General features: G+C 44.0%; 15 protein-coding genes and 1 tRNA gene. 12 read left to right on the top strand and 4 right to left on the bottom strand.

Annotated elements, in window-relative coordinates; all coding sequences use genetic code 11:
• Nucleotides 1-65: 65 nt before the first annotated feature.
• The 3 genes from HXT28_RS03240 to HXT28_RS03230 form a co-directional block, all read right to left on the bottom strand.
• Nucleotides 66-746, bottom strand: a complete 681-nt coding sequence (locus HXT28_RS03240; RefSeq protein WP_422113220.1) for a methionine ABC transporter permease — start codon at nucleotides 744-746, stop codon at nucleotides 66-68.
• A 47-nt stretch (nucleotides 747-793) separates the two neighbouring features.
• On the bottom strand, nucleotides 794-1,570 hold the full coding sequence (locus HXT28_RS03235; protein WP_422113219.1) for a methionine ABC transporter ATP-binding protein: 777 nt from the start codon (nucleotides 1,568-1,570) through the stop codon (nucleotides 794-796).
• Nucleotides 1,571-1,825: 255 nt separating this feature from the next.
• Nucleotides 1,826-2,662, bottom strand: a complete 837-nt coding sequence (locus tag HXT28_RS03230; protein ID WP_422113218.1) for a MetQ/NlpA family ABC transporter substrate-binding protein — start codon at nucleotides 2,660-2,662, stop codon at nucleotides 1,826-1,828.
• Between the two features lie 228 nt (nucleotides 2,663-2,890).
• Between HXT28_RS03230 and HXT28_RS03225 the strand changes: the two genes are divergently transcribed.
• From HXT28_RS03225 to HXT28_RS03170, 12 genes are all read left to right on the top strand, one after another.
• Nucleotides 2,891-4,588 carry an NAD+ synthase gene (locus tag HXT28_RS03225; RefSeq protein ID WP_422113217.1) on the top strand — a complete coding sequence of 566 codons (1,698 nt, stop codon included), beginning with the start codon at nucleotides 2,891-2,893 and terminating at the stop codon, nucleotides 4,586-4,588.
• Between the two features lie 138 nt (nucleotides 4,589-4,726).
• Nucleotides 4,727-7,102 carry a formate C-acetyltransferase gene (gene pflB / locus HXT28_RS03220; RefSeq protein WP_016637029.1) on the top strand — a complete coding sequence of 792 codons (2,376 nt, stop codon included), beginning with the start codon at nucleotides 4,727-4,729 and terminating at the stop codon, nucleotides 7,100-7,102.
• A 127-nt stretch (nucleotides 7,103-7,229) separates the two neighbouring features.
• Nucleotides 7,230-8,111 (top strand): pyruvate formate-lyase-activating protein, encoded by an 882-nt coding sequence (pflA, locus tag HXT28_RS03215; protein WP_016637030.1) that lies wholly within the window; start codon nucleotides 7,230-7,232, stop codon nucleotides 8,109-8,111.
• 157 nt (nucleotides 8,112-8,268) lie between these two features.
• Entirely contained in the window at nucleotides 8,269-9,183 is a 915-nt protein-coding gene (locus HXT28_RS03210; protein ID WP_004137378.1) for a hypothetical protein, read from the top strand.
• 106 nt (nucleotides 9,184-9,289) lie between these two features.
• Nucleotides 9,290-10,714, top strand: a complete 1,425-nt coding sequence (locus HXT28_RS03205; RefSeq protein WP_422113216.1) for an HRDC domain-containing protein — start codon at nucleotides 9,290-9,292, stop codon at nucleotides 10,712-10,714.
• 52 nt (nucleotides 10,715-10,766) lie between these two features.
• Nucleotides 10,767-12,122 (top strand): trigger factor, encoded by a 1,356-nt coding sequence (gene tig, locus HXT28_RS03200; protein ID WP_016637033.1) that lies wholly within the window; start codon nucleotides 10,767-10,769, stop codon nucleotides 12,120-12,122.
• 137 nt (nucleotides 12,123-12,259) lie between these two features.
• Complete coding sequence (locus HXT28_RS03195) at nucleotides 12,260-13,729, top strand: chloride channel protein (RefSeq protein ID WP_422113215.1); 1,470 nt, start codon at nucleotides 12,260-12,262, stop codon at nucleotides 13,727-13,729.
• A gap of 1 nt (nucleotide 13,730) precedes the next feature.
• Complete coding sequence (locus tag HXT28_RS03190; RefSeq protein ID WP_016637035.1) at nucleotides 13,731-14,342, top strand: ATP-dependent Clp protease proteolytic subunit; 612 nt, start codon at nucleotides 13,731-13,733, stop codon at nucleotides 14,340-14,342.
• A gap of 3 nt (nucleotides 14,343-14,345) precedes the next feature.
• Nucleotides 14,346-15,020 carry an ATP-dependent Clp protease proteolytic subunit gene (locus tag HXT28_RS03185; RefSeq protein ID WP_016637036.1) on the top strand — a complete coding sequence of 225 codons (675 nt, stop codon included), beginning with the start codon at nucleotides 14,346-14,348 and terminating at the stop codon, nucleotides 15,018-15,020.
• A gap of 260 nt (nucleotides 15,021-15,280) precedes the next feature.
• Nucleotides 15,281-15,354 (top strand) — tRNA-Arg (locus HXT28_RS03180).
• A 931-nt stretch (nucleotides 15,355-16,285) separates the two neighbouring features.
• Nucleotides 16,286-17,545: a Na+/H+ antiporter NhaA gene (locus HXT28_RS03175; protein ID WP_422113666.1), complete on the top strand. Its 1,260-nt coding sequence runs from the start codon at nucleotides 16,286-16,288 to the stop codon at nucleotides 17,543-17,545.
• Nucleotides 17,546-17,711: 166 nt separating this feature from the next.
• A complete protein-coding gene (locus HXT28_RS03170; RefSeq protein WP_422113665.1) occupies nucleotides 17,712-18,515 on the top strand; it encodes a TIGR00730 family Rossman fold protein in 804 nt (267 codons plus the stop codon).
• Between the two features lies 1 nt (nucleotide 18,516).
• Here the strand turns inward: HXT28_RS03170 and HXT28_RS03165 are convergent, their stop codons facing one another.
• Entirely contained in the window at nucleotides 18,517-19,563 is a 1,047-nt protein-coding gene (locus HXT28_RS03165) for a succinate dehydrogenase/fumarate reductase iron-sulfur subunit (RefSeq protein ID WP_016637377.1), read from the bottom strand.
• Nucleotides 19,564-19,703 lie beyond the last annotated feature (140 nt).

Below are 19,703 nucleotides of genomic sequence, written 5' to 3'. Positions count from 1 at the left end.
CACAATAAAACTGCCTGTGTTAGTAGCATGCAGGCAGTTTGTAATTGGTAAAATGTAGAACTGCTTTAGCGTTCGTGATGATTAATAATGCGCGCGATAGTGTCGCCCAAAGTTTGCACAATTTGCACGAGAATGATGCAAAGAATAACAGCTACAGTCATAACATCATACTGGTAACGCTGGTAGCCGTATCGAATTGCAATATCGCCAAGTCCGCCTGCACCAACCGTTCCAGCCATTGCAGAAAAACCAAAAAGTGTAATAAATGTTAGAGCGGCACCGCGAATAAGCGAAGGCAACGCCTCCCAAAGCAGCACTTTGCACACGATTTGTAATTTACTGGCACCAAAGCTTTGCGCAGCTTCGATCAGACTTCCGTCAACTTCTGCTAAAGATTGTTCAACAATGCGCGCCACAAATGGAGCTGCAGTAATAACAAGTGGCACAATGGCACCCGGGACGCCAAGTGAAGTGCCGACAATCAAGCGTGTAAATGGAATTAACGCAACGAGCAGGATAATAAACGGTACTGAACGCACGATATTAACGATCCAGCCAAGAACCGCGTTTATTGGAGCGTTCGGACAAATACCTTTTTTGTCGGAAGTAATAAGCAATACGCCAATCGGAAGCCCAATAACGTATGCTAAGAGTGTTGCGACTGAAGTCATCACTAGTGTATCGAGCACACCTTCAGCAAGTAAGTCGCCGTATTCGTTCAAAAATTGTGTAGCAGATTCTATCATTGTTATTTCACCTCGTTACTAAGCGTATGAAATCGTAGTAGAGCGTATTAAATCGTAGTAGATGCAGGCTTTTTACGATGATTTTCTTGCTTTTCATCTGCAATCAGCGTTCGCAAAATATTGCTTTGTGGATTTGCAAATAAGGTTGTAGTGTCGCCTAATTCCACAATATGACCGTCGTCAATCATTGCAACTCGGTCGCAAATATTTCGCGCAACTGCCAACGAATGCGTAATAATAACCAGTGTTACGTTAAGTTCGCGATTAATTCGGCGCAGTAAATCGAGGATTTGCGCGGTTGTAGTGGAGTCTAGTGCGCTTGTTGCTTCGTCACAAAGCATAATCGAAGGATTATTTGCTAACGCCCGAGCAATAGCAACGCGTTGCTGCTGGCCGCCAGAAAGCTGGCTAGGGTAGCGGTCGGCAAGATCTTGCAAACCAACTAAATTAAGCAAATAATGCGCGCGTTCTTCACGCTTCTTTTTATCAACGTGATTAAGTTCAAGTGGGAAAGTTACATTTCGCAATACTGTGCGCTGCTGGAAAAGACTAAAATTCTGGAAAATCATGCCGATATTTGCTCGAACTTTAGCAAGCTCGCGGTCTTTGACTCCAGTAATATCATTGCCATCAATCACAATCCTACCGGAAGTTGGGCGCTCAAGCAGATTCATGCAACGCACGAGCGAAGATTTTCCAGCACCGGAAGAACCGAGAATACCGAAAACTTCTCCCGACTCAATAGTGAGATTAATATCATGCAATGCTTCATGCGCTTCGCTACCTTTGCCGTAGCTTTTATGAAGATGTTCAATCTGAATCATGCTATTCCTTACAGATTATTTTGTGCTCTGTGCAACATACTAGCGTTACGTATCAAATTACGTATCAAATTACGTATCAAGTTGTGTTATGTTACGTACTGCCTTACATATTGTACGCATACTATGCAGGGGTTTATGCGTTTATGTACCTATGTACTCATGCACTTACAAAAATAATGCCGCAAAGCGCGCTAGAAATCACACGTATTTACGGCATTATATGGCTACATGGTAAGTATTGATGGTAAGTATTATTTAGAAAACAGGAAGCACAGCGCCCTTATAAGTCTTAGTAATATAGTCGTGGACTTCGCTTGTTTTCAAAGCCTTAAGTAATGCCTTAATTTTGGCCAGCTTTTCAGAACCCTTCTTTACTACAATAATATTTTCGTAAGTTTTAGCAGCAATTCCACCAACCTTTTCGGAAGTAAGCGGATCCTTAGTTGGGTTAAAACCAGCCTGAATTGCGTAGTTGCCATTCATGGCAGCAAGATCCACATCCTTAATTGCAGTCGGAACGGTTGCAGCCTCAAGTTCCTTAAACTTCAAATTCTTCGGATTACTCGTAATATCTTTTACAGTAGCGTTAATATCTTTTGGATTCTTCAGCTTCAACAAGCCAGCGTCCTGCAGAAGTAGCAGTGCGCGAGCCTCATTCGTAGGATCGTTTGGCACTGCAACGGTTGCACCATCAGCCAAAGCCTTAATGGTTTTGGTCTTTCCTGGGTACAATCCAAAAGGCTCAAAATGAATTCCGCCTACCGAAACAAGATGCGTTCCCTTTTCCTTGTTGAAATTGTCGAGGTAAGGAAGATGCTGATAATAGTTTGCGTCAACTTCACCTTCTTCGGTAGCGGTATTCGGCTGCACGTAGTCTGTAAACTCCTTAACAACCAGCTTGTAGCCTTCCTTCTGCAAAATCGGCTTTACTACTTTATTAAGGATTTCAGCATGAGGAGTAGGCGATGCTGCTACAGTAACAGTCTTGTCGTCTTGGCTATTTGCATTCCTAGCACTTCCGCAACCGCTTAAAGCGAAAGTTGCCAAAGCTGCCAAAGCTGTAATCGAGGCAATAACTTTAATCCTGCGCATATTTTCTGCTCCTTGTTTGTTGAAATCCTTTTTGAATTTCCCCTTCGCGAGTAACGAATTATCAATATAAGCGAGAAAATTTAATAATTCTACACTTTGCTTATTAGTATTATTTATGACGTGTTACTAATGCGAATGCTTGCAATGTGGGAAGATACAAAAGTTTTTGGTTCGAGTTTTGCAACACGTCTCTTACTTGCAATAAAGCAATCTACTAAACTATAAAATATGAGTTTTTTGCGATTGGCATTAGCGCAGATAGATACATGCGTTGGAAATATTGATAGTAACGTTGCGAAAGTATTGCAATACTCGGCGCATGCAAAACAATCAGGCGCTCGGATGGTAGTTTTTCCGGAAATGACATTAACCGGCTACCCAATTGAAGATCTCGCTTTACGTGGCACATTTCGCGCATCTGCTCAACAAGCTGCCGATTTACTTGCGGTAAAACTTGTGGAAGAAGGTTTGGGAGAGCTTTATGTAGTAGTTGGAACTGTTGGCTTTGACGAGTCTGCTGGAAAGCCTCGTAACCGCCTGCTCGTATTGCATGAAGGTAAGTCCGTATTGCAATACGACAAGCATTTCTTGCCAAATTACGGCGTTTTTGACGAGTTTCGTATTTTCTCTTCCGGGAATAAGTGCGAACTTATAGAAGTTGACGGTATGCGCTTAGGATTCGCAATTTGTGAAGATATTTGGCAAGACGGTGGTCCTGTAGCTCAACTCGCAAAACTTGGTATTGATGCGCTTATTACCATGAATGGCTCTCCCTACGAAGAAGGCAAAACCCATGTGCGCTATAACTTAGCTCAAAAGCGCGCAGCTGAAGTTCATGCGCCTGTTGTGTATGTGAACCAAGTTGGTGGGCAGGATGATTTAGTCTTCGACGGTGGAAGTTTTGTGGTTGATGCGGATGGAACTTTGCTTGAGCGCTCGCCAATGTTTGCTGAAGATTTAGCTTTTGTAGATTTCAATAGCTCGCTTAAAAAACAGAAAGTTTCCAGCATTGCTCCAAAACTTGATGCGGATGAAGAAGTATATTGCGCTTGTGTCGTAGGTCTTAGAGATTACATGCGTAAGAATGGTTTTAAGGGCGTGTGTTTGGGACTTTCTGGCGGCATAGATTCAGCATTAGTAGCAACTATGGCTGCAGATGCGTGCGGTGGAGTAAACGTGTACGGCATTTCTATGCCAAGCATGTATTCTTCGGATGGTTCTAAAGATGATGCGCGCGACTTAGCTGAGCGTATTGGTGCACATTACGATGTGCAGCCTATTGAACCACTTTTTAAGGCTTTTCAATCGCAACTTTCCTTAGAAGGTGTTGCTGCAGAAAACTTGCAAGCTCGCGTGCGTGGCGTAATCGTAATGGCTTACTCAAATTCGCGCGGTGTTTTGGCGCTCGCAACTGGCAATAAGTCAGAGCTTGCGTGTGGATATTCCACCATATATGGTGATGCGGTAGGGGGGTATGCTCCTATTAAAGATTTACTCAAAACACGAGTGTGGGCACTTTCTCGTTGGCGCAATCGCGCTGCAGCTGCTGGCGTGGGTGTTGGTATGCTGCCGATTGTTGGCAATGAGGATGCCGTAAAAGTAGCAGCTCCGCAAGATGGTGTGCTTATTCCGGTTAATTCTATTGTGAAACCGCCAAGTGCAGAGTTGCGTCCAGGTCAGAAGGATTCTGATTCTTTGCCGGAGTACGATTTGCTTGACCGTGTTTTGCAAGCACATATTGAACGAGCGCACGGTAGAGCGGATTTACTTGCTGACGGCTTTGATGCTCACACGGTTGATACTGTTATGCGACTGGTTGATCGTGCTGAATGGAAGCGTAGACAGTATCCACTTGGACCAAAAGTAAGTGCTCTTGCATTTGGCAGGGATCGCAGAATACCTGTTACTACCGCATTTCGGGAGTAAAAAATGCATTTTTTCAATAAAATGTGACGTAATTCACTAGATTTTTTGCAAAACTCCTCGCGTACCCTTTTGCGCATGCTTTACCATAGTTAAGTAAGACAGCGTGAAGGTGCGCTGCGGGTACAAAAGGAGTCTAATATGACATCAGTTGATGCACCGGTTCTCACCGAAGAGGATCTTCGTACTAAGGCTTGGGATGGCTTTACTGACGGCAACTGGAAGAAAGATATTGACGTTCGTGACTTTATTTTAAAGAATTACACGCCGTATGAAGGCGATGAGACTTTCTTGGCTGATGCTACTGAGAAAACAAAGCACATGTGGAAGTATCTCGACGACAATTACTTAGCTGTTGAGCGTGAGCGTCGTGTCTATGATGTTGAAACTCACATTCCTGCAGGCATTGACGCCATGCCAGCCGGCTACATTGAAAGCCCAGAAGTAGATAACGTTATCGTTGGTTTGCAAACTGATGAGCCTTGCAAGCGCGCTATGATGCCAAATGGTGGTTGGCGCATGGTTGAGCAGGCTATTAAGGAAGCTGGCAAGGAAGTAGATCCTCAAATTAAGAAGATTTTTACTACCTATCGTAAGACTCATAACGATGGTGTGTTTGGTGTTTACACTAAGAACATTAAGATTGCTCGCCACAACAAGATTTTAACCGGTTTGCCAGATGCTTATGGTCGCGGTCGTATTATTGGTGATTACCGTCGCGTGGCTCTTTATGGCGTGAATATGCTTATTGAGTTTAAGAAGCGTGATAAGGATTCAATTCCATATCGTAACGATTTTACCGAGACGGAAATTGAGCATTGGATTCGTTTCCGCGAAGAGCATGATGAGCAAATCAAGGCTTTGAAGCAGCTTATTAATTTGGGTAACGAGTACGGCTTGGATTTGACACGTCCAGCTCAAACTGCTAAGGAAGCTGTTCAGTGGACTTACATGGGTTATCTTGCATCTGTCAAGAGCCAGGATGGCGCTGCAATGAGCTTCGGCCGTGTTTCCGCATTCTTCGATTGCTACTTTGAGCGCGATTTGAAGGCTGGTTTGATTACCGAAACTGACGCTCAGGAGATTATTGATGCACTCGTTATGAAGCTTCGCATTGTGCGCTTCTTGCGTACTAAGGATTATGATGCAATCTTCTCTGGTGATCCATACTGGGCAACGTGGTCTGATGCTGGCTTCAGTGATGATGGTCGCACGTTTGTTACTAAGACTTCGTTCCGTTTGCTTAACACTTTGACTCTTGAGCATCTTGGGCCTGGTCCTGAGCCAAACATCACTATTTTCTGGGATCCAAAGCTTCCAGAAGCCTACAAGCGTTTCTGCGCACAAATTTCTATCGACACTTCTGCAATCCAGTACGAGTCCGATAAAGACATTCGTGAGCACTGGGGTGATGACGCTGCTATTGCTTGCTGCGTTTCCCCAATGCGCGTTGGTAAGCAAATGCAGTTCTTCGCAGCTCGCGTGAACTCCGCAAAGGCTTTGCTTTACGCGATTAACGGCGGCCGCGATGAAATGACCGGCATGCAGGTTATTGATAAGGGTGTTATTGAGCCAATTCGTCCAGAAGCAGACGGCACTCTCGATTATGAGAAGGTTAAGGCCAACTACGAGAAGGCTTTGGAATGGCTTTCCGAGACTTATATTGAGGCTTTGAATATCATCCACTACATGCATGATAAGTATGCTTACGAGTCCATTGAAATGGCTTTGCATGATAGGGAAGTCTACCGTACACTCGGCTGCGGTATGTCTGGCTTGTCGATTGCTGCAGATTCCTTGGCTGCTCTAAAGTATGCGAAAGTTTACCCAATCTACAACAAGGATGCTAAGACTACCGAAGGCCACGAGTACGAGTACATCGAGGGCGGCGATGACGATTTGATCGTTGGTTACAAGACGGTTGGTGAGTTCCCAATCTACGGTAACGACGACGATCGCGCTGATGACTTAGCTAAGTGGGTTGTAAGCACTGTAATGGGTCAGGTAAAGCGTTTGCCTGTGTACCGTAATGCTGTTCCAACTCAGTCCATCTTGACTATTACTTCTAACGTCGAGTACGGCAAGAACACCGGTTCCTTCCCGTCTGGCCACAAGAAGGGTACTCCGTACGCTCCAGGCGCAAATCCAGAAAACGGCATGGATTCGCACGGCATGCTTCCATCCATGTTCTCCGTTGGCAAGATTGATTATGACGATGCTCTCGACGGCATTTCGCTTACGAACACCATTACTCCTGACGGTTTGGGGCGTGACGAAGACGAGCGTATCAGCAACTTGGTTGGTATTTTGGATGCTGGCAACGGCCACGGCTTGTACCATGCAAACATCAACGTTTTGCGTAAGGAACAGCTTGAAGATGCTGTTGAGCACCCAGAAAAGTACCCGCACTTGACGGTTCGAGTTTCCGGCTACGCAGTGAACTTCGTAAAGCTCACTAAGGAGCAGCAGCTCGACGTTATTTCTCGTACATTCCACCAAGGTTCTGTTACTGACTGATTTGGTTGATTGTTGAACACCGCCGGGAGTGAGGTTAGTTTCGCTCCCGGCTTTTGTTAATTGTGTATATTATGCATATCGCATATATTACGTATATTGTGTAAAAATAAGTTTGGAGGGCATCTTTATGGTTGAAAATACAGCGTTTCGTACCACGACTCAGCATATGTTGAAAGAGTCGAAAGAGTATGCTCGCCAAACGTTAATGGGTGGACTTTCTGGCTTTGAATCTCCAATTGGTTTGGATCGTAAAGACCGCTTAGTTGCTCTTAAAACAGGCGATATTGGTTTCGTTCATTCTTGGGATATTAACACTTCTGTTGATGGCCCGGGAACTCGTATGACGGTGTTTATGAGTGGCTGCCCGCTTCGCTGCCAGTATTGCCAAAATCCTGATACTTGGAAAATGCGCGACGGAAAGCCAGTCTACTTAGACGCGATGATTAAAAAAGTTGACCGTTATCAAAGTCTTTTTAAGGCAACAGGCGGCGGAATCACATTTTCTGGCGGCGAGTCCATGATGCAACCGGCTTTTGTATCTCGAGTGTTTCGCGCTGCAAAAGAAATGGGCGTGCACACGTGCTTAGATACTTCCGGCTTTTTGAATCGTAATTACACGGACGAAATGATTGACGATATTGATCTTTGCTTGCTTGACGTTAAATCTGGCACTGAAGAAACATATAAAAAAGTTACCGGTGGTTTGCTTCAGCCAACTATCGACTTTGGTCAGCGCTTAGCAAAAGCTGGTAAGAAGATTTGGGTGCGTTTTGTGCTCGTTCCAGGTTTGACCGACAGCGAAGAAAATGTTGAAAAAGTTGCTGAGATTTGCGATTCCTTTGGGGATGCTGTTGAGCATATTGACGTGCTTGGATTCCATCAACTAGGCCGCCCAAAGTGGCATGAGCTTAGGATTCCGTACCCTCTTGAGAATCAGAAAGGACCTTCTAGGGCGCTTAAAGAGCGAGTTGTAAACCAGTTCAAAGACCACGGTTTTGTTGTGTATTGAATCTAAATATGCGCATTGAATTGTCGAAGTGCTTAAATTATAACGCTCTGTAAGTTGTAATAATTCTGTTAAGAGCGTATTTTTCTATATTTACATTTTTTTTGTTTATGATAGGATTTCAACAATATCCAATATTGCATAGGCAAAGGAGCTTATCGTGAAGAAGTTGAAGGAATTGAAGGAGAATTGTACTTGGAATCGCACGCATACTGTGGCTTTGGTTGCTGTGATTGTTTCGCTTATTTTTTATGTGACTGTTCTTGCTTCCGCTCCTTACGCATTGGTGCATAGTAGTCATTTAAGTGTTTCAGTTGCGTGTGGTCCAGCAGTTTTACTTGTTGTAATATTTTTTGCTATTCAATCGTTATTTGCTATGCTGCGTTCCAGAAGCTTAACGTTGCCGATAATCACATCGATATTAAGCGTGTTATGTGGCATACTTTTCGACATTTTTCTTGCGTTTTATCCTTATGTAGGCAGTAAGCTTTCTTTCGGATTGTTAGTACTTGCGCTTCTAGCTATTGCTTTTGGAGGAATTATTGGTACTTGGGTTGGTTACGCTTTTGGATATTACGTTTTGGATGCTGTTAAAGAGTATTGCTTGAGTAAAACAGATTTTATGAAAGAAGATAGTTGGATTTCTAAGCATAAGATTCTTGCTGGTTGCTGGTTTACTTTAGTTATTGGTTATATTGCTTCTACAGTACTCGTGCTATTAAGCGAAGGCATTGGCATTATGATTTCGCTTATGATATTCCCATTCTTGCTTATGGCCGGAGTGTGCGTGTGCGCTGGAATGGCTGGCAAAGGCGGATGGATTGTGGTGCTTGTAGGCATTATTTACGACGCGCTTTTAGTGTATTTTGCAGTACCTCTGCATTTGCTCGGTTTGCCTTGTGGTTCTAAAAATGTAGCCGAGAATGTGTGCTTTAGTCTTGGCTCAATATCGTTAAGATTCTTCTATTTGGACGCATCGTATTTCCTTAATGCAATGCTTCCAACCTTAGTTATAAGCGTATTAGGTTTTGCGATTACTCGAGGAATACTATTGTTGCGTAAATCTCGTAATTAGAATATCCGGTTGCGTTACTCGCTGTAGCAATGTGCAAACTATGTGTGTAATATTACGTATAGTTTTAAGTGCATGTGTTTGCTAAGCGTACAATCAGGAGGCGTTCTTGAACGAGGAACCAAAGCTTTTAAAAGAGCCTAGAGAAGGAGTTCCAGAAGTCATTGATACGCTTGAAGCATATAAAGATTATTGTAGCTTGTTGGCAGCAGGAACGGGACCTTTGGCTGCGGATGCTGAGCGAGCTTCCGGTTTTCGTTACAGTCATGAAGATTGGTTGATTCAATTTAAGCGCAAAGGTGCCGGCATTGGTTTGCTTGATCCTGTAGCACTAGGAAAACTTGGCGTTGATTGGCATGAGTTTAACGCGGCAATAGGGGATGCGCCTTGGATTATTCACGATTCTATGCAGGATTTGCCAGGATTCTTTGATATTGGTTTGCGTCCGCGTGCGTTATTTGATACTGAGATTGCCGCTAAATTACTTGGCAGAAAGCGCTTCGGCTTAAGTTCGGTAACTGAATATTATTTGGGGCTTACTCTTGCAAAAGAACATTCTGCAGCTGACTGGTCTTACCGTCCACTTCCTCGAGATTGGCGAAATTATGCGGCTTTAGATGTTGAATTGCTTATCGAATTAGAAGAAGCAATGCGCGCGGAACTCAAAAAACAGGGTAAACTTTCTTGGGCTGAAGAAGAATTTGCGCACTTACTGAAGCAGGGGGCGCAAAAGAAAGCTCCGCATCCGCGTCCGTGGCTTAAAATATCGCATATTAGTGTGCTTATGCACGATCGCGTTGGCTTAATTATTGCAAAATCTTTGTGGGAAGAGCGTGATGCTCTTGCTCGTCAATACGATATTGCGCCTACACTACTGCTTTCTGATGCTGCGATTATTGAGGCGGGGAAGCGCAAGCCGTGCAATGCTCGTGCGTTTCGTAGTATTCGCTCGTTAAATGAGCGAGTGCGAATACACACAGGCAGTGAGCAAGATAAAATGTTTGAACGGTACGCACCAATTCAGCGTAAAATTAAGCCATCTCTTTGGAAAAATGTTATTGAACAAGCAATTTTGCGTGCGAAATCTGGTGAAACAGCTATGGATGATGTGCCGCCAATATTGCCAAATGGAACTATGCAATTTGATTCGCGCGAGTCGCACAAATCTTCTTCATTGCGGACAACAAATAATACTGAGGATGCGCAGGATTTTACTGATTCGCAAGATTCGTTGGGTGCTCAAGGTGCTCAATATTCGCAGGATTCACAAACTGCTCCTCGTTCCATGCATTACTGGAAGGAGCATCATCCTGCACGATATGATTTGTTGCAGCGTGTTCGTTCCTTGCTGATGTGTATTGCTGAAGATACTCATACTCCGGTAGAAGTGATTATTAAACCACAAATTATTCGCAATCTTTGTTGGAGTGAAAATATACACGAAGTTGACGTTTCAACCTTTCTTTTAGCTCAAGGTGCTAGAGCGTGGCAGGTTGCACTTATTGCTGAGTCCGTAACTCGCGTTATCATGTAACGGTTGTGCCATCCGGCAGAAGGTAAGAAAACGTAATTTCAGGAGCGCAAGCGTGAAAATCAGCGTCAGGAATCTTGAGCCAACTAAGGTTAAGCTCACCATTACCGCAGATCTCGAAGACTTCAAGCCATTCTTGGATGAAGCTCGTAAGGAGATTGCTAAGCAAATTAACGTGCCAGGTTTCCGTAAGGGACATGTACCAGGCAAGATTGTAGATCAGCGCGTCGGTTTCGGTGCTGTTGCCGGTGAAGCCGTCAATTCCGCTGTGCCAGAGCTTTACTCTAAGGCTTTGGAAGAAAAGAAGATTCGCCCAATGGATCAGCCAGAATTTGACGTGCAAGAAGTGCCAACGTCAACTGCTGAAGATGCCAAACTTAAGTTTGTTGTTACTGTTGAGCGTCGTCCAGATTTTAAGTTGAACAAGTTCAAGGGTGTTGAGATTGAAGTCGAGAAGCCAGAAGTTTCCGACAAAGACGTGGATGATCGTTTAGAGGGTCTTCGTCAGCGTTTCGCTACTTTGGTGGGTGTTGATCGTCCAGCAACTAAGGGTGATTACACTAATATCGATTTGGAAGCTCGCATTAACGATGAAGTTGTTGACGCACAAGAAGGCGTTAGCTACGAAATTGGTTCTGGTGTGTTGCTTGACGGTTTGGATGAGGCTTTGGATAGCCTTTCTGCTGGTGAAGAAACCACTTTCGAGGGTACTCTTGAATCCGGTAAGCATAAGGGCGAGAAAGCTCAGATTAAAGTTAAGGTTAATTCCGTAAAGACTCAGGAATTGCCAGAACTTAACGATGATTTTGCTCAGGAAGCCTCCGAGTTTGACACTTTGGATGAGCTGAAAGCTGATGTTCGTAAGGCTTGCGAACAGGCTGCTGAAGGTCGTCAGGCAACCAATGCTCGTGACGCATTCCTTGTTAAGCTCCAGGAAGAGGTTGAGATTCCTGTTCCTAAGGGTGTTTTGGACAAGGCTGTTGCTGAACATTTGAAGGCTATGACTCCAGACCCAGAAAAGGCTACGCAAGAGCAGAAAGATGAAGCTCAGAAGTCTGCTGAAAAGGAACTTCGCGACCAAATGGTGCTTGATGCTTTGGCTGAGCAGATGGATGTGTCTGTTTCCCAAGCTGATGTCACCAACTTCTTGGTTTCTGTTGCTCAGCAGTATGGCATGGATCCAAACCAGTTCATTAACGCAATTGTGAACAATGGTCAACTTGGTTCCGCTGTTCAAGAAGTGGCTCGTTCTAAGGGCTTGCTTGCTGGTATGCGTGCTGTAAAGTTTGTTTCCGGCGGCGAAGCTATCGACTTGAGCGCTTTCTTGACTGAGGAAGACGAAAGTGATGAAAATGAAAGCGTAGAAGCTGCAACTAAGGCTGCAGCCGTTGCTGACGAACTTTCCAAGTAGCAGTAACTCAAGTTCTGCGTTACTTCGTAACGGCTTTAAGTAAGACCTGGCGGAATGATGTTCTGCTGGGTCTTATTTTATAGTTTAATTAACTCCTTAAAGGACGAATCTACATATTTTAAGAATTGTGAGAAGTTATGGATAGTAGCGCTGAAACGAAGCCTAAATCTTGCTGCAGATTTGGCAGGTTACTTAATCTCGCAATTCAAGTAGTGCGTTTTGCTGCAGCTTCTGTTGTTCTTGGCATTCTTGCAGGCTTAGGCGCAACAGTTCTTACACTTATTCTTTACGCAGTACAATACCTTGCTTTTGGATCAATTGAATCTGCCAAAAACACTGTATTTTCAGGCTTTCCGTGGTATCGTTACATGCTATCTACCACAATAGCTATGGCTATTGCTGGTGTAGCCTGGTATTTGCTGCGTAAGAGAGAGAATCCTCCTCGTATTGTTACCATTCCGCAAGCTGTTAGCGGAAGTAAGATGCCAATTTTTTCTACTATTGCGCATGTTTTACTGCAAATTGGCATTGTTGGTTCTGGAATTTCAATTGGTAGGGAAGTGGCTCCGCGAGAATTAGCTGCAATGTTTGCTCAACGTTACAGTCATATTTTTCGCATATCTGCTAAAACTCAGCGCGTACTGATCGCCTCTGCTGCTGGTGCAGGCTTGGCGGCAGTGTATCACGCGCCTTTAGCTGGCACTGTACTCGCATTAGGTTTGCTGAGTAAAACTCAGGGTTTTGGTTTTTACACGTGGCTCAATCGCGACGATGGTTCTGTAGCAGTTAATATTGTTAAAAATATTGCGCATTCGGAGCGCTTGTATTGCTTACCTTTTGCTCTTGTAATGAATTATATTGCTGCGTTTGTTGTTGAATTTGTAATGCATCATTCTAGCTACTACAATATTTCGCACTTTTCTTGCGCTATTTCTTGGCAAATTTGTGTTTTAGCTATTGCTGTTGGTGCAGTGTGCGGTTTAGTCGGCTACGTTTTTCGCTTGGGTATTATTTGGTGTCGAACTCATGCTTTGCGCGGTGTAAAAATGCTCTGTTTTATGCCTGTAGCTGGCTTCATTATTGGCATTATAGCTTGCCGTTTTCCGCATATTATGGGGAATGGCAGGTCGCTTTCTCAGCTTGCGTTTTCTGTATCTTCGTTTCCGCATGTGGCAGCTAGCGCGAATATTATGATTATTTTGCTAATTCTTGCAATACTGAAAATGCTTGCTACTTTGCTTGTTCTGCGTTACGGTGCTTCCGGCGGAGTACTGCAGCCGAGTATTTCAACTGGTGCTTGCATTGGGGTGATTTTATACTCTATTTTCTACTCAACATTTGGTATTTCTCAAGTTTCTGCAATTTCTGTAGCTATTATTGGCTCTGCTTCTTTACTTGCGTCTTCCAGAAAAGCTCCGATTATGGCGTGGCTTTTAGTTGCTGAATTAGTAAACGCACCGTTTGCATTACTTTTTCTTATGTTATTTGCTGTGATTGTGTCTCATTTAGTAGCTAATTGTGTTGAGTGTTTTATTTCGCATTCTTGTTTTTTACGGTCACGCGCACACGATAATCTAGGAATACTTAAGTTTATGGTAAGGAGATAAGGTGACTGAGCTTTTTACAACTTCTCCTGTGTTAGAGCAGGGTGAAGCATCATCCCCAACTGATTCTATTTTCAATCGGTTGCTAAAAGATCGCATTATTTGGTTGGGATCTGAGGTAAAAGACGAGAATGCTAATATCATCTGCGCTCAGATGCTGATGCTTGCGGCAGAAGATCCTAAGAAAGATATTTGGTTGTATATTAATTCGCCAGGTGGTTCTATTACCGCCGGTATGGCAATTTACGACACAATGCAGCTCATTGAGCCAGATGTGGCAACTATTGCAGTTGGTATGGCAGCTTCTATGGGGCAGTTCTTGTTAAGTTCAGGAACGCCTGGTAAGCGTTACATTACGTCACATGCGCGTGTGCTTATGCATCAGCCTTCTGGCGGTGTTGGTGGCACTGCTACAGATGTGCGTATTAACGCTGAGCTGATTATGGATATGAAGAAAACACTTTCTGAGCTGACTGCAAAACAAACTGGTCATACGGTGGAAGAAATTTACCGAGATAACGAGTATGATCATTGGTTTACAGCTCAGCAAGCTTTGGAGTACGGTTTCGTAGATAAGATTGTAACCACTCCTGCTTCTATGCGTGGTGAGGAGTAATTTATGGCAAGTGAAGAAGCAAAGTTTGTTGCGCGCGCTGAACGTTTAGCCGGTTTTGGTGGTGTTGCTTCAGCCCAGCGTTTTACTAACCGATACGTGTTGCCACAATTTGGTGAGCAAACGCCATATGGCTTGAAAACGCAAGATCCATATACGAAATTGTTTGAAGACCGCATTATCTTCATGGGTGTTCAAGTTGATGACACTTCTGCTGACGATATTATGGCTCAGCTTCTTGTGTTAGAAAGCATGAACAGCGACCGCGATGTAATGATGTATATTAATTCCCCAGGCGGTTCCATGACTGCCATGACTGCTATTTACGACACTATGCAATACATTAAGCCAGATGTTCAAACGGTATGCTTGGGACAGGCGGCATCTGCTGCGGCTATTATTCTTGCTGCTGGAGCTGCTGGTAAACGCATGATTTTGCCGAATGCGCGTGTGCTTATTCATCAGCCTTCTATGGGTCAGGATTTTGGTAAGGCAACCGAGATTGAGCTTCAGGCGAAGGAAATGCTGCGCTTGCGTGAGTGGTTGGAATCAACGCTTGCTAAACATACGGGTCAAAATATTGAGCGTATTCGTAAAGATATTGAAGTTGATACTATTCTCACTGCTCAAGAAGCGAAAGCTTATGGCATGGTTGATGAAGTGCTTGAGCATCGAGAATAATGTGACGCTATAAGGGTTGCAAGTATGTGAGTATATGATTGCGCGAAGGCATAGTCATATGAATATGTAGCTGTTTCATTATGTAGCTATATAAGCATGTTACTGTGTCGGTGCTCATATAGCATTCCTCACTGGCTGCTTACAATCGTGATGAACAGTACAAACCCTGGCGACACGCCGGGGTTTGTGTTTTCTATGGAATAGTTGTATATTAGTCAAGTTGCCGGAAACAAGGACATGGTTCTTGAGACTGGAAACATGCGCCAGTAGCCCAACGGATTAGAGCATCTGACTACGGATCAGAAGGTTGCAGGTTCGAATCCTGTCTGGCGCACAAGTAAAACGCGGTGCTTCGGCTCCGCGTTTTTTGCATATTTGGGGAATAACCCTATAACCCTATAACCTCGCTTTTGAGGGTTATTTCCCAAAAGTGTGTACAAAATCGGCGTGTCGTTAGCGTGTTTTTATCTTCCAGCCCACCCTTTCCGTATAAACAGGGTTATAGGGTTATTTCCCCAAAAGTGTGTAAAGCTAAGCGGATGAATATTCTGTGGCATAAACCATAGCCTCAGCACTGTTACTAGTTCAGTTATCTAGCTGAGAAAACAACGGTAATTACCCGAACACTGTTACTAGTTCAGTTAACCGACTGAGAAAACAACGGTAATTACCCGAACACTGTTACTAGTTCAGTTAACCGACTGAGAAAACAACGGTAATCGCCCGAACACTGTTACTAGTTCAGTTATCTAGCTGAGAAAACAACGGTAATCACCCGAACACTGTTACTAGTTCAGTTAACCGACTGAGAAAACGCCACTCAAGCCGAATTGCTATTAAATATTCGTACGATTCTTGCTTCGACGCTCAAGCGCCTAAAGGAATAGCTCACATTCGATATGCCACAAGCCCTACTGCCATAAGGGTTATGAGCTGATTTTTTACACAGTTTTGTCCGGGTGGCGAATATGCAGCAGACAGATTCGATTGCCGCAAAACGCTTGTATTGCAAGGCCTAAGACATGATTTCTTACATACTTTTGGGGCTTATAGCCTCGCGCTTGGTTTATCCCTCTCCGCTATACTAACAAGTACAAGTTCACTGTATTGTTTGCTTGGTAATACAGTTTGGTGTTTGTGCCAATGTGATTGTAGTGTTACTTGTCAATTGCTGCTGTCAGCAGTATTGCTTGCGAGTCAGTATTGCTTGCGAGTCAGTACTGCTGCATGGTAACACGCGCACTTAAGGGAGGCTTATTTACGATATGATACGACGCGGTTGGAGAATAGCTTGCAATATTGCTAATAATGAGCGAATTTCTGGTTTGATTATGCTTGGTTTTGCTCTTACTGGTTTATTGCTTGCTAATATTCCTGTAACAGCGCCTGTGTTTGAAGCCATTTCGCATACTCATGTGGGTATCCCTTTGACAAATATTCACATGTCAATTGGTCATTGGGTACAAGATGGTGTGCTTACTATTTTCTTCCTTTCAGTTGGCCTAGATTTAAAACATGAGCTGATTGCTGGCTCACTTTCAGATCCGCGTGCTGCAGCTATGCCGATGATTTGTGCTGTTGGTGGCATGGTTGTGCCTCCGATATTGTTTGTAACAACAGTAACCGTATTTTCTGAGCTTCATGCTGGTCAAGAAATTATGCGACTAACTTCTGGAGCTTTACCTTCCCTAGGTATGGTGCGTGCTGGTTGGGCAATTCCGACGGCAACCGATATCGCGTTTTCTCTGGCAGTATTGGCTTTGTTTGCTAAAACATTGCCGCATGCTTTAAGGGCGTTTCTTATGACGCTTGCTACTGTAGATGATTTACTCGGTATTGCACTTATTGCAGTATTTTTCTCATCTTTGAACGCTTGGTATTGGTTCGTAGGCGTAATTATTTGTGGGCTCGTTTGGACGACTTTAGTGCGACTTAAACGAGTTCCTTGGCTTCTTGTTGCTTTAGTTGGTATTGCAGCGTGGGTTATGATGTATGAGGCTGGTATACACCCAACGTTAGCTGGTGTAATGGTTGGTTTGCTTACACCTGCGCATCTAGTACATGGTGAAACAACGCTACGTGCTGAGCGCTATCGTAAGAAAATTCAGCCTATCTCTGCTCTTATTGCATTACCAATTTTTGCACTATTTGCAACTGGCGTGCATTTTGAAACATTAACGTGGGAATTATTCTTCTCTCCAATTCTTATTGCAATTACTCTTGCACTTGTTGTTGGTAAGCCTCTTGGCATTATGATAACTGCTTGGCTTGCTAGAACTTGCATTGGTCTACGTGTGCCAGATGGTTTGAGTGTGCGTGATTTGCTTCCTACTGCTTGCGCGTGTGGTATTGGTTTTACTGTGTCGTTACTGATTGCTTCACTTGCGTATTCGGATGCAGATTTGTCTGCTGAAGCGCGTTTTGGTGTGCTTGTTGCTTCTATTATTGCTGCCGGTGTTGCCGGCTTCTTACTTGCGCGTCAAGCTAAGCGTATGGAAGAAGAATTAGAAGAAATAGACGATTGACGCAATACGATATTGCTACTTCGTGCAAAAGTAGGGGATGAACAGCGCGGCAATTTCATTGCGTCACTGCGTAACAAGTAGCAATGTAATAACGTATTAGCTCAACAACGTATTAACCTACTAACGCAACGATAATTACGAGAGGTAATAATTACGAGAGGTGATTATGGAAAAAAATACAGAAAATTCTTCGGATATGATTCCACCTTGGGGTACCACATATCATCGTGGTTCTGTAGTTATGAGAGGCTCCATGATCCCCCAAGAAAGTACCACAGAAACATTGCTTCGTAATGATTGTAATCAGCAGATTGCTGCAGGAGTTGGCGTACCTGCAGATCGTCAGTGGGATTGGCGTAGTGCTGATCCATGGCGTGCGCTTCGTATTCAAGCTGAGTTTGTCGATGGTTTTGACGCGCTTGCTGAACTTGGCAAAGCTGTTAGTGTTTTTGGCTCTGCTCGCATACAAGAAGATGAGCCTGAATATGCTGCTGCTCGCATGATGGGTGCGGAGCTTGTAAAACATGGTTTTGCTGTTATTACAGGCGGTGGGCCTGGCATTATGGAGGCTGCAAATCGTGGTGCTGCAGAAGCCGGTGGCACTTCAGTTGGTTTAGGTATTGAGCTTCCGCATGAGCAAGGGTTGAACCAGTGGATTAATCTTGGCATGCAGTTTCGGTATTTCTTCGTGCGTAAAACCATGTTTATGAAGTATTCTTCTGGCATCATTGTGTGCCCGGGCGGATTTGGCACTATGGACGAAATGTTTGAGGCTTTAACTCTTGTGCAAACTCATAAGGTTGCGCGTGTGCCAGTTGTGCTCTTTGGAACCGAGTACTGGAAGGGGCTTGTTACCTGGTTACAGTCTACAGTTACTGATCGTGGTTTGATTTCTACTATTGATCCGCATCTGTTTGCTATGACTGACGATCCTTTAGAAGCCGTGCGCATAGCATCTGGTATTGAATAATCTAAGAGTTTTTGCGCTCATTCACGAGTGTGGTAAGCTGCCAAATTTCTTCGCCAATGTCAATTCCGCGCGGACACTGCCTTGAGCACGCTCTAACCGACTGACACGCACTAATTCCGTCGCTGCCGTCAATCAAATCTAATCTGCGCTCTGTTGCACTATCCCTGGAATCGTAAATAAAACGAGCTGCGTTAATCAAAGCAGCAGGCCCAATAAAAGCCTCACCACCGGCGTAGATTGGGCATATTCCTTCGCACGCACCACACATAATGCAGTTACTTAAAAGCTCAAATTTTTGTAACTCTTCAGGATGCTGCAAAAACTCAATAAGCTTAAGTTTCCCCTCGTCATTTCGCACAGAAACGTCTGCTGCTTGTAAGTAAGGCTCTAAACGTTTTATCTGCGAAATCATAGGCGAAAGGTCACAAATAAGATCGCGCTGAACCGCGAATCCAGCAAGAGGAGCAAGTTCGATAATACCAAAACTGCCATTCTTTTGAGCTACAGCCTGAGTAGATTCTTTCTGTAGAATTGGCGATTTTACCGAGCTTTCGCCGCTACTTGCAGCTCCGGTTTTTCTAAATCCGCGAGATTGCACGTTATTAATGATTTCTGGACGAGCGTTCGCTCCTATTGTTGCGCTGCAAAGTAGAGTTGGCATGCCGTTTACGTTTGCAGCATCCGATCCGCAAACTCCGTGACCACAAGAGTAGCGAAAAGCCAAAGTCGGGTCGATTGTGCGCTTAATAGTTAGCAAGCAGCTAAGAATAGTATCCGTGGATTGAACGCGCAAAACGTAATCTTGAACCCAATGCTTGCCTTGAATGCGTTTTATAGAAGGAACGGAAGATTCAGTAGTACTATTTTCGTTTTCTGCAGAATCTACTTTTGCAAAAGGATTGCTACGCTTTTTTCGAGCAAAAGGACTTTCGTGACGCTTTCGCACAGTTTTCGTGGCGTCTTGTGGATTTTGCGTTTCTTCGCACGGCGCAAAGCGGGAAATACGCAAGGTAACAAGCGCAGTGTTATTGTGAAGCTCATTACTCATTGCGCGCTACCTCCAATTACGTACTACTATAGTTTGCCACAATACTTGCACAGAACTAGAACCGATTGCGTCGTTATTTAGTCGCGTGGATATTCGTGAGGTGAGATTTGAGATTTTTCGCACTAAACAAACAATAAAAA

This window comes from Gardnerella washingtoni (assembly GCF_049262705.1).
Taxonomy (GTDB): domain Bacteria; phylum Actinomycetota; class Actinomycetes; order Actinomycetales; family Bifidobacteriaceae; genus Bifidobacterium; species Bifidobacterium vaginale_D.
This window is presented reverse-complemented; position numbering and strand designations above follow the sequence as displayed.

Excerpts from the sequence above, each read along its gene's own strand:
- HXT28_RS03230 (WP_422113218.1), bottom strand. The coding sequence starts at position 2,662 with ATGCGCAGGATTAAAGTTATTGCCTCGATTACAGCTTTGGCAGCTTTG.
- HXT28_RS03235 (WP_422113219.1), bottom strand. The coding sequence starts at position 1,570 with ATGATTCAGATTGAACATCTTCATAAAAGCTACGGCAAAGGTAGCGAA.
- HXT28_RS03195 (WP_422113215.1), top strand. The coding sequence starts at position 12,260 with ATGGATAGTAGCGCTGAAACGAAGCCTAAATCTTGCTGCAGATTTGGC.
- HXT28_RS03175 (WP_422113666.1), top strand. The coding sequence starts at position 16,286 with ATGATACGACGCGGTTGGAGAATAGCTTGCAATATTGCTAATAATGAG.
- HXT28_RS03170 (WP_422113665.1), top strand. The coding sequence starts at position 17,712 with ATGGAAAAAAATACAGAAAATTCTTCGGATATGATTCCACCTTGGGGT.
- pflB (WP_016637029.1), top strand. The coding sequence starts at position 4,727 with ATGACATCAGTTGATGCACCGGTTCTCACCGAAGAGGATCTTCGTACT.
- HXT28_RS03225 (WP_422113217.1), top strand. The coding sequence starts at position 2,891 with ATGAGTTTTTTGCGATTGGCATTAGCGCAGATAGATACATGCGTTGGA.
- pflA (WP_016637030.1), top strand. The coding sequence starts at position 7,230 with ATGGTTGAAAATACAGCGTTTCGTACCACGACTCAGCATATGTTGAAA.
- HXT28_RS03185 (WP_016637036.1), top strand. The coding sequence starts at position 14,346 with ATGGCAAGTGAAGAAGCAAAGTTTGTTGCGCGCGCTGAACGTTTAGCC.
- HXT28_RS03240 (WP_422113220.1), bottom strand. The coding sequence starts at position 746 with ATGATAGAATCTGCTACACAATTTTTGAACGAATACGGCGACTTACTT.
- HXT28_RS03165 (WP_016637377.1), bottom strand. The coding sequence starts at position 19,563 with ATGAGTAATGAGCTTCACAATAACACTGCGCTTGTTACCTTGCGTATT.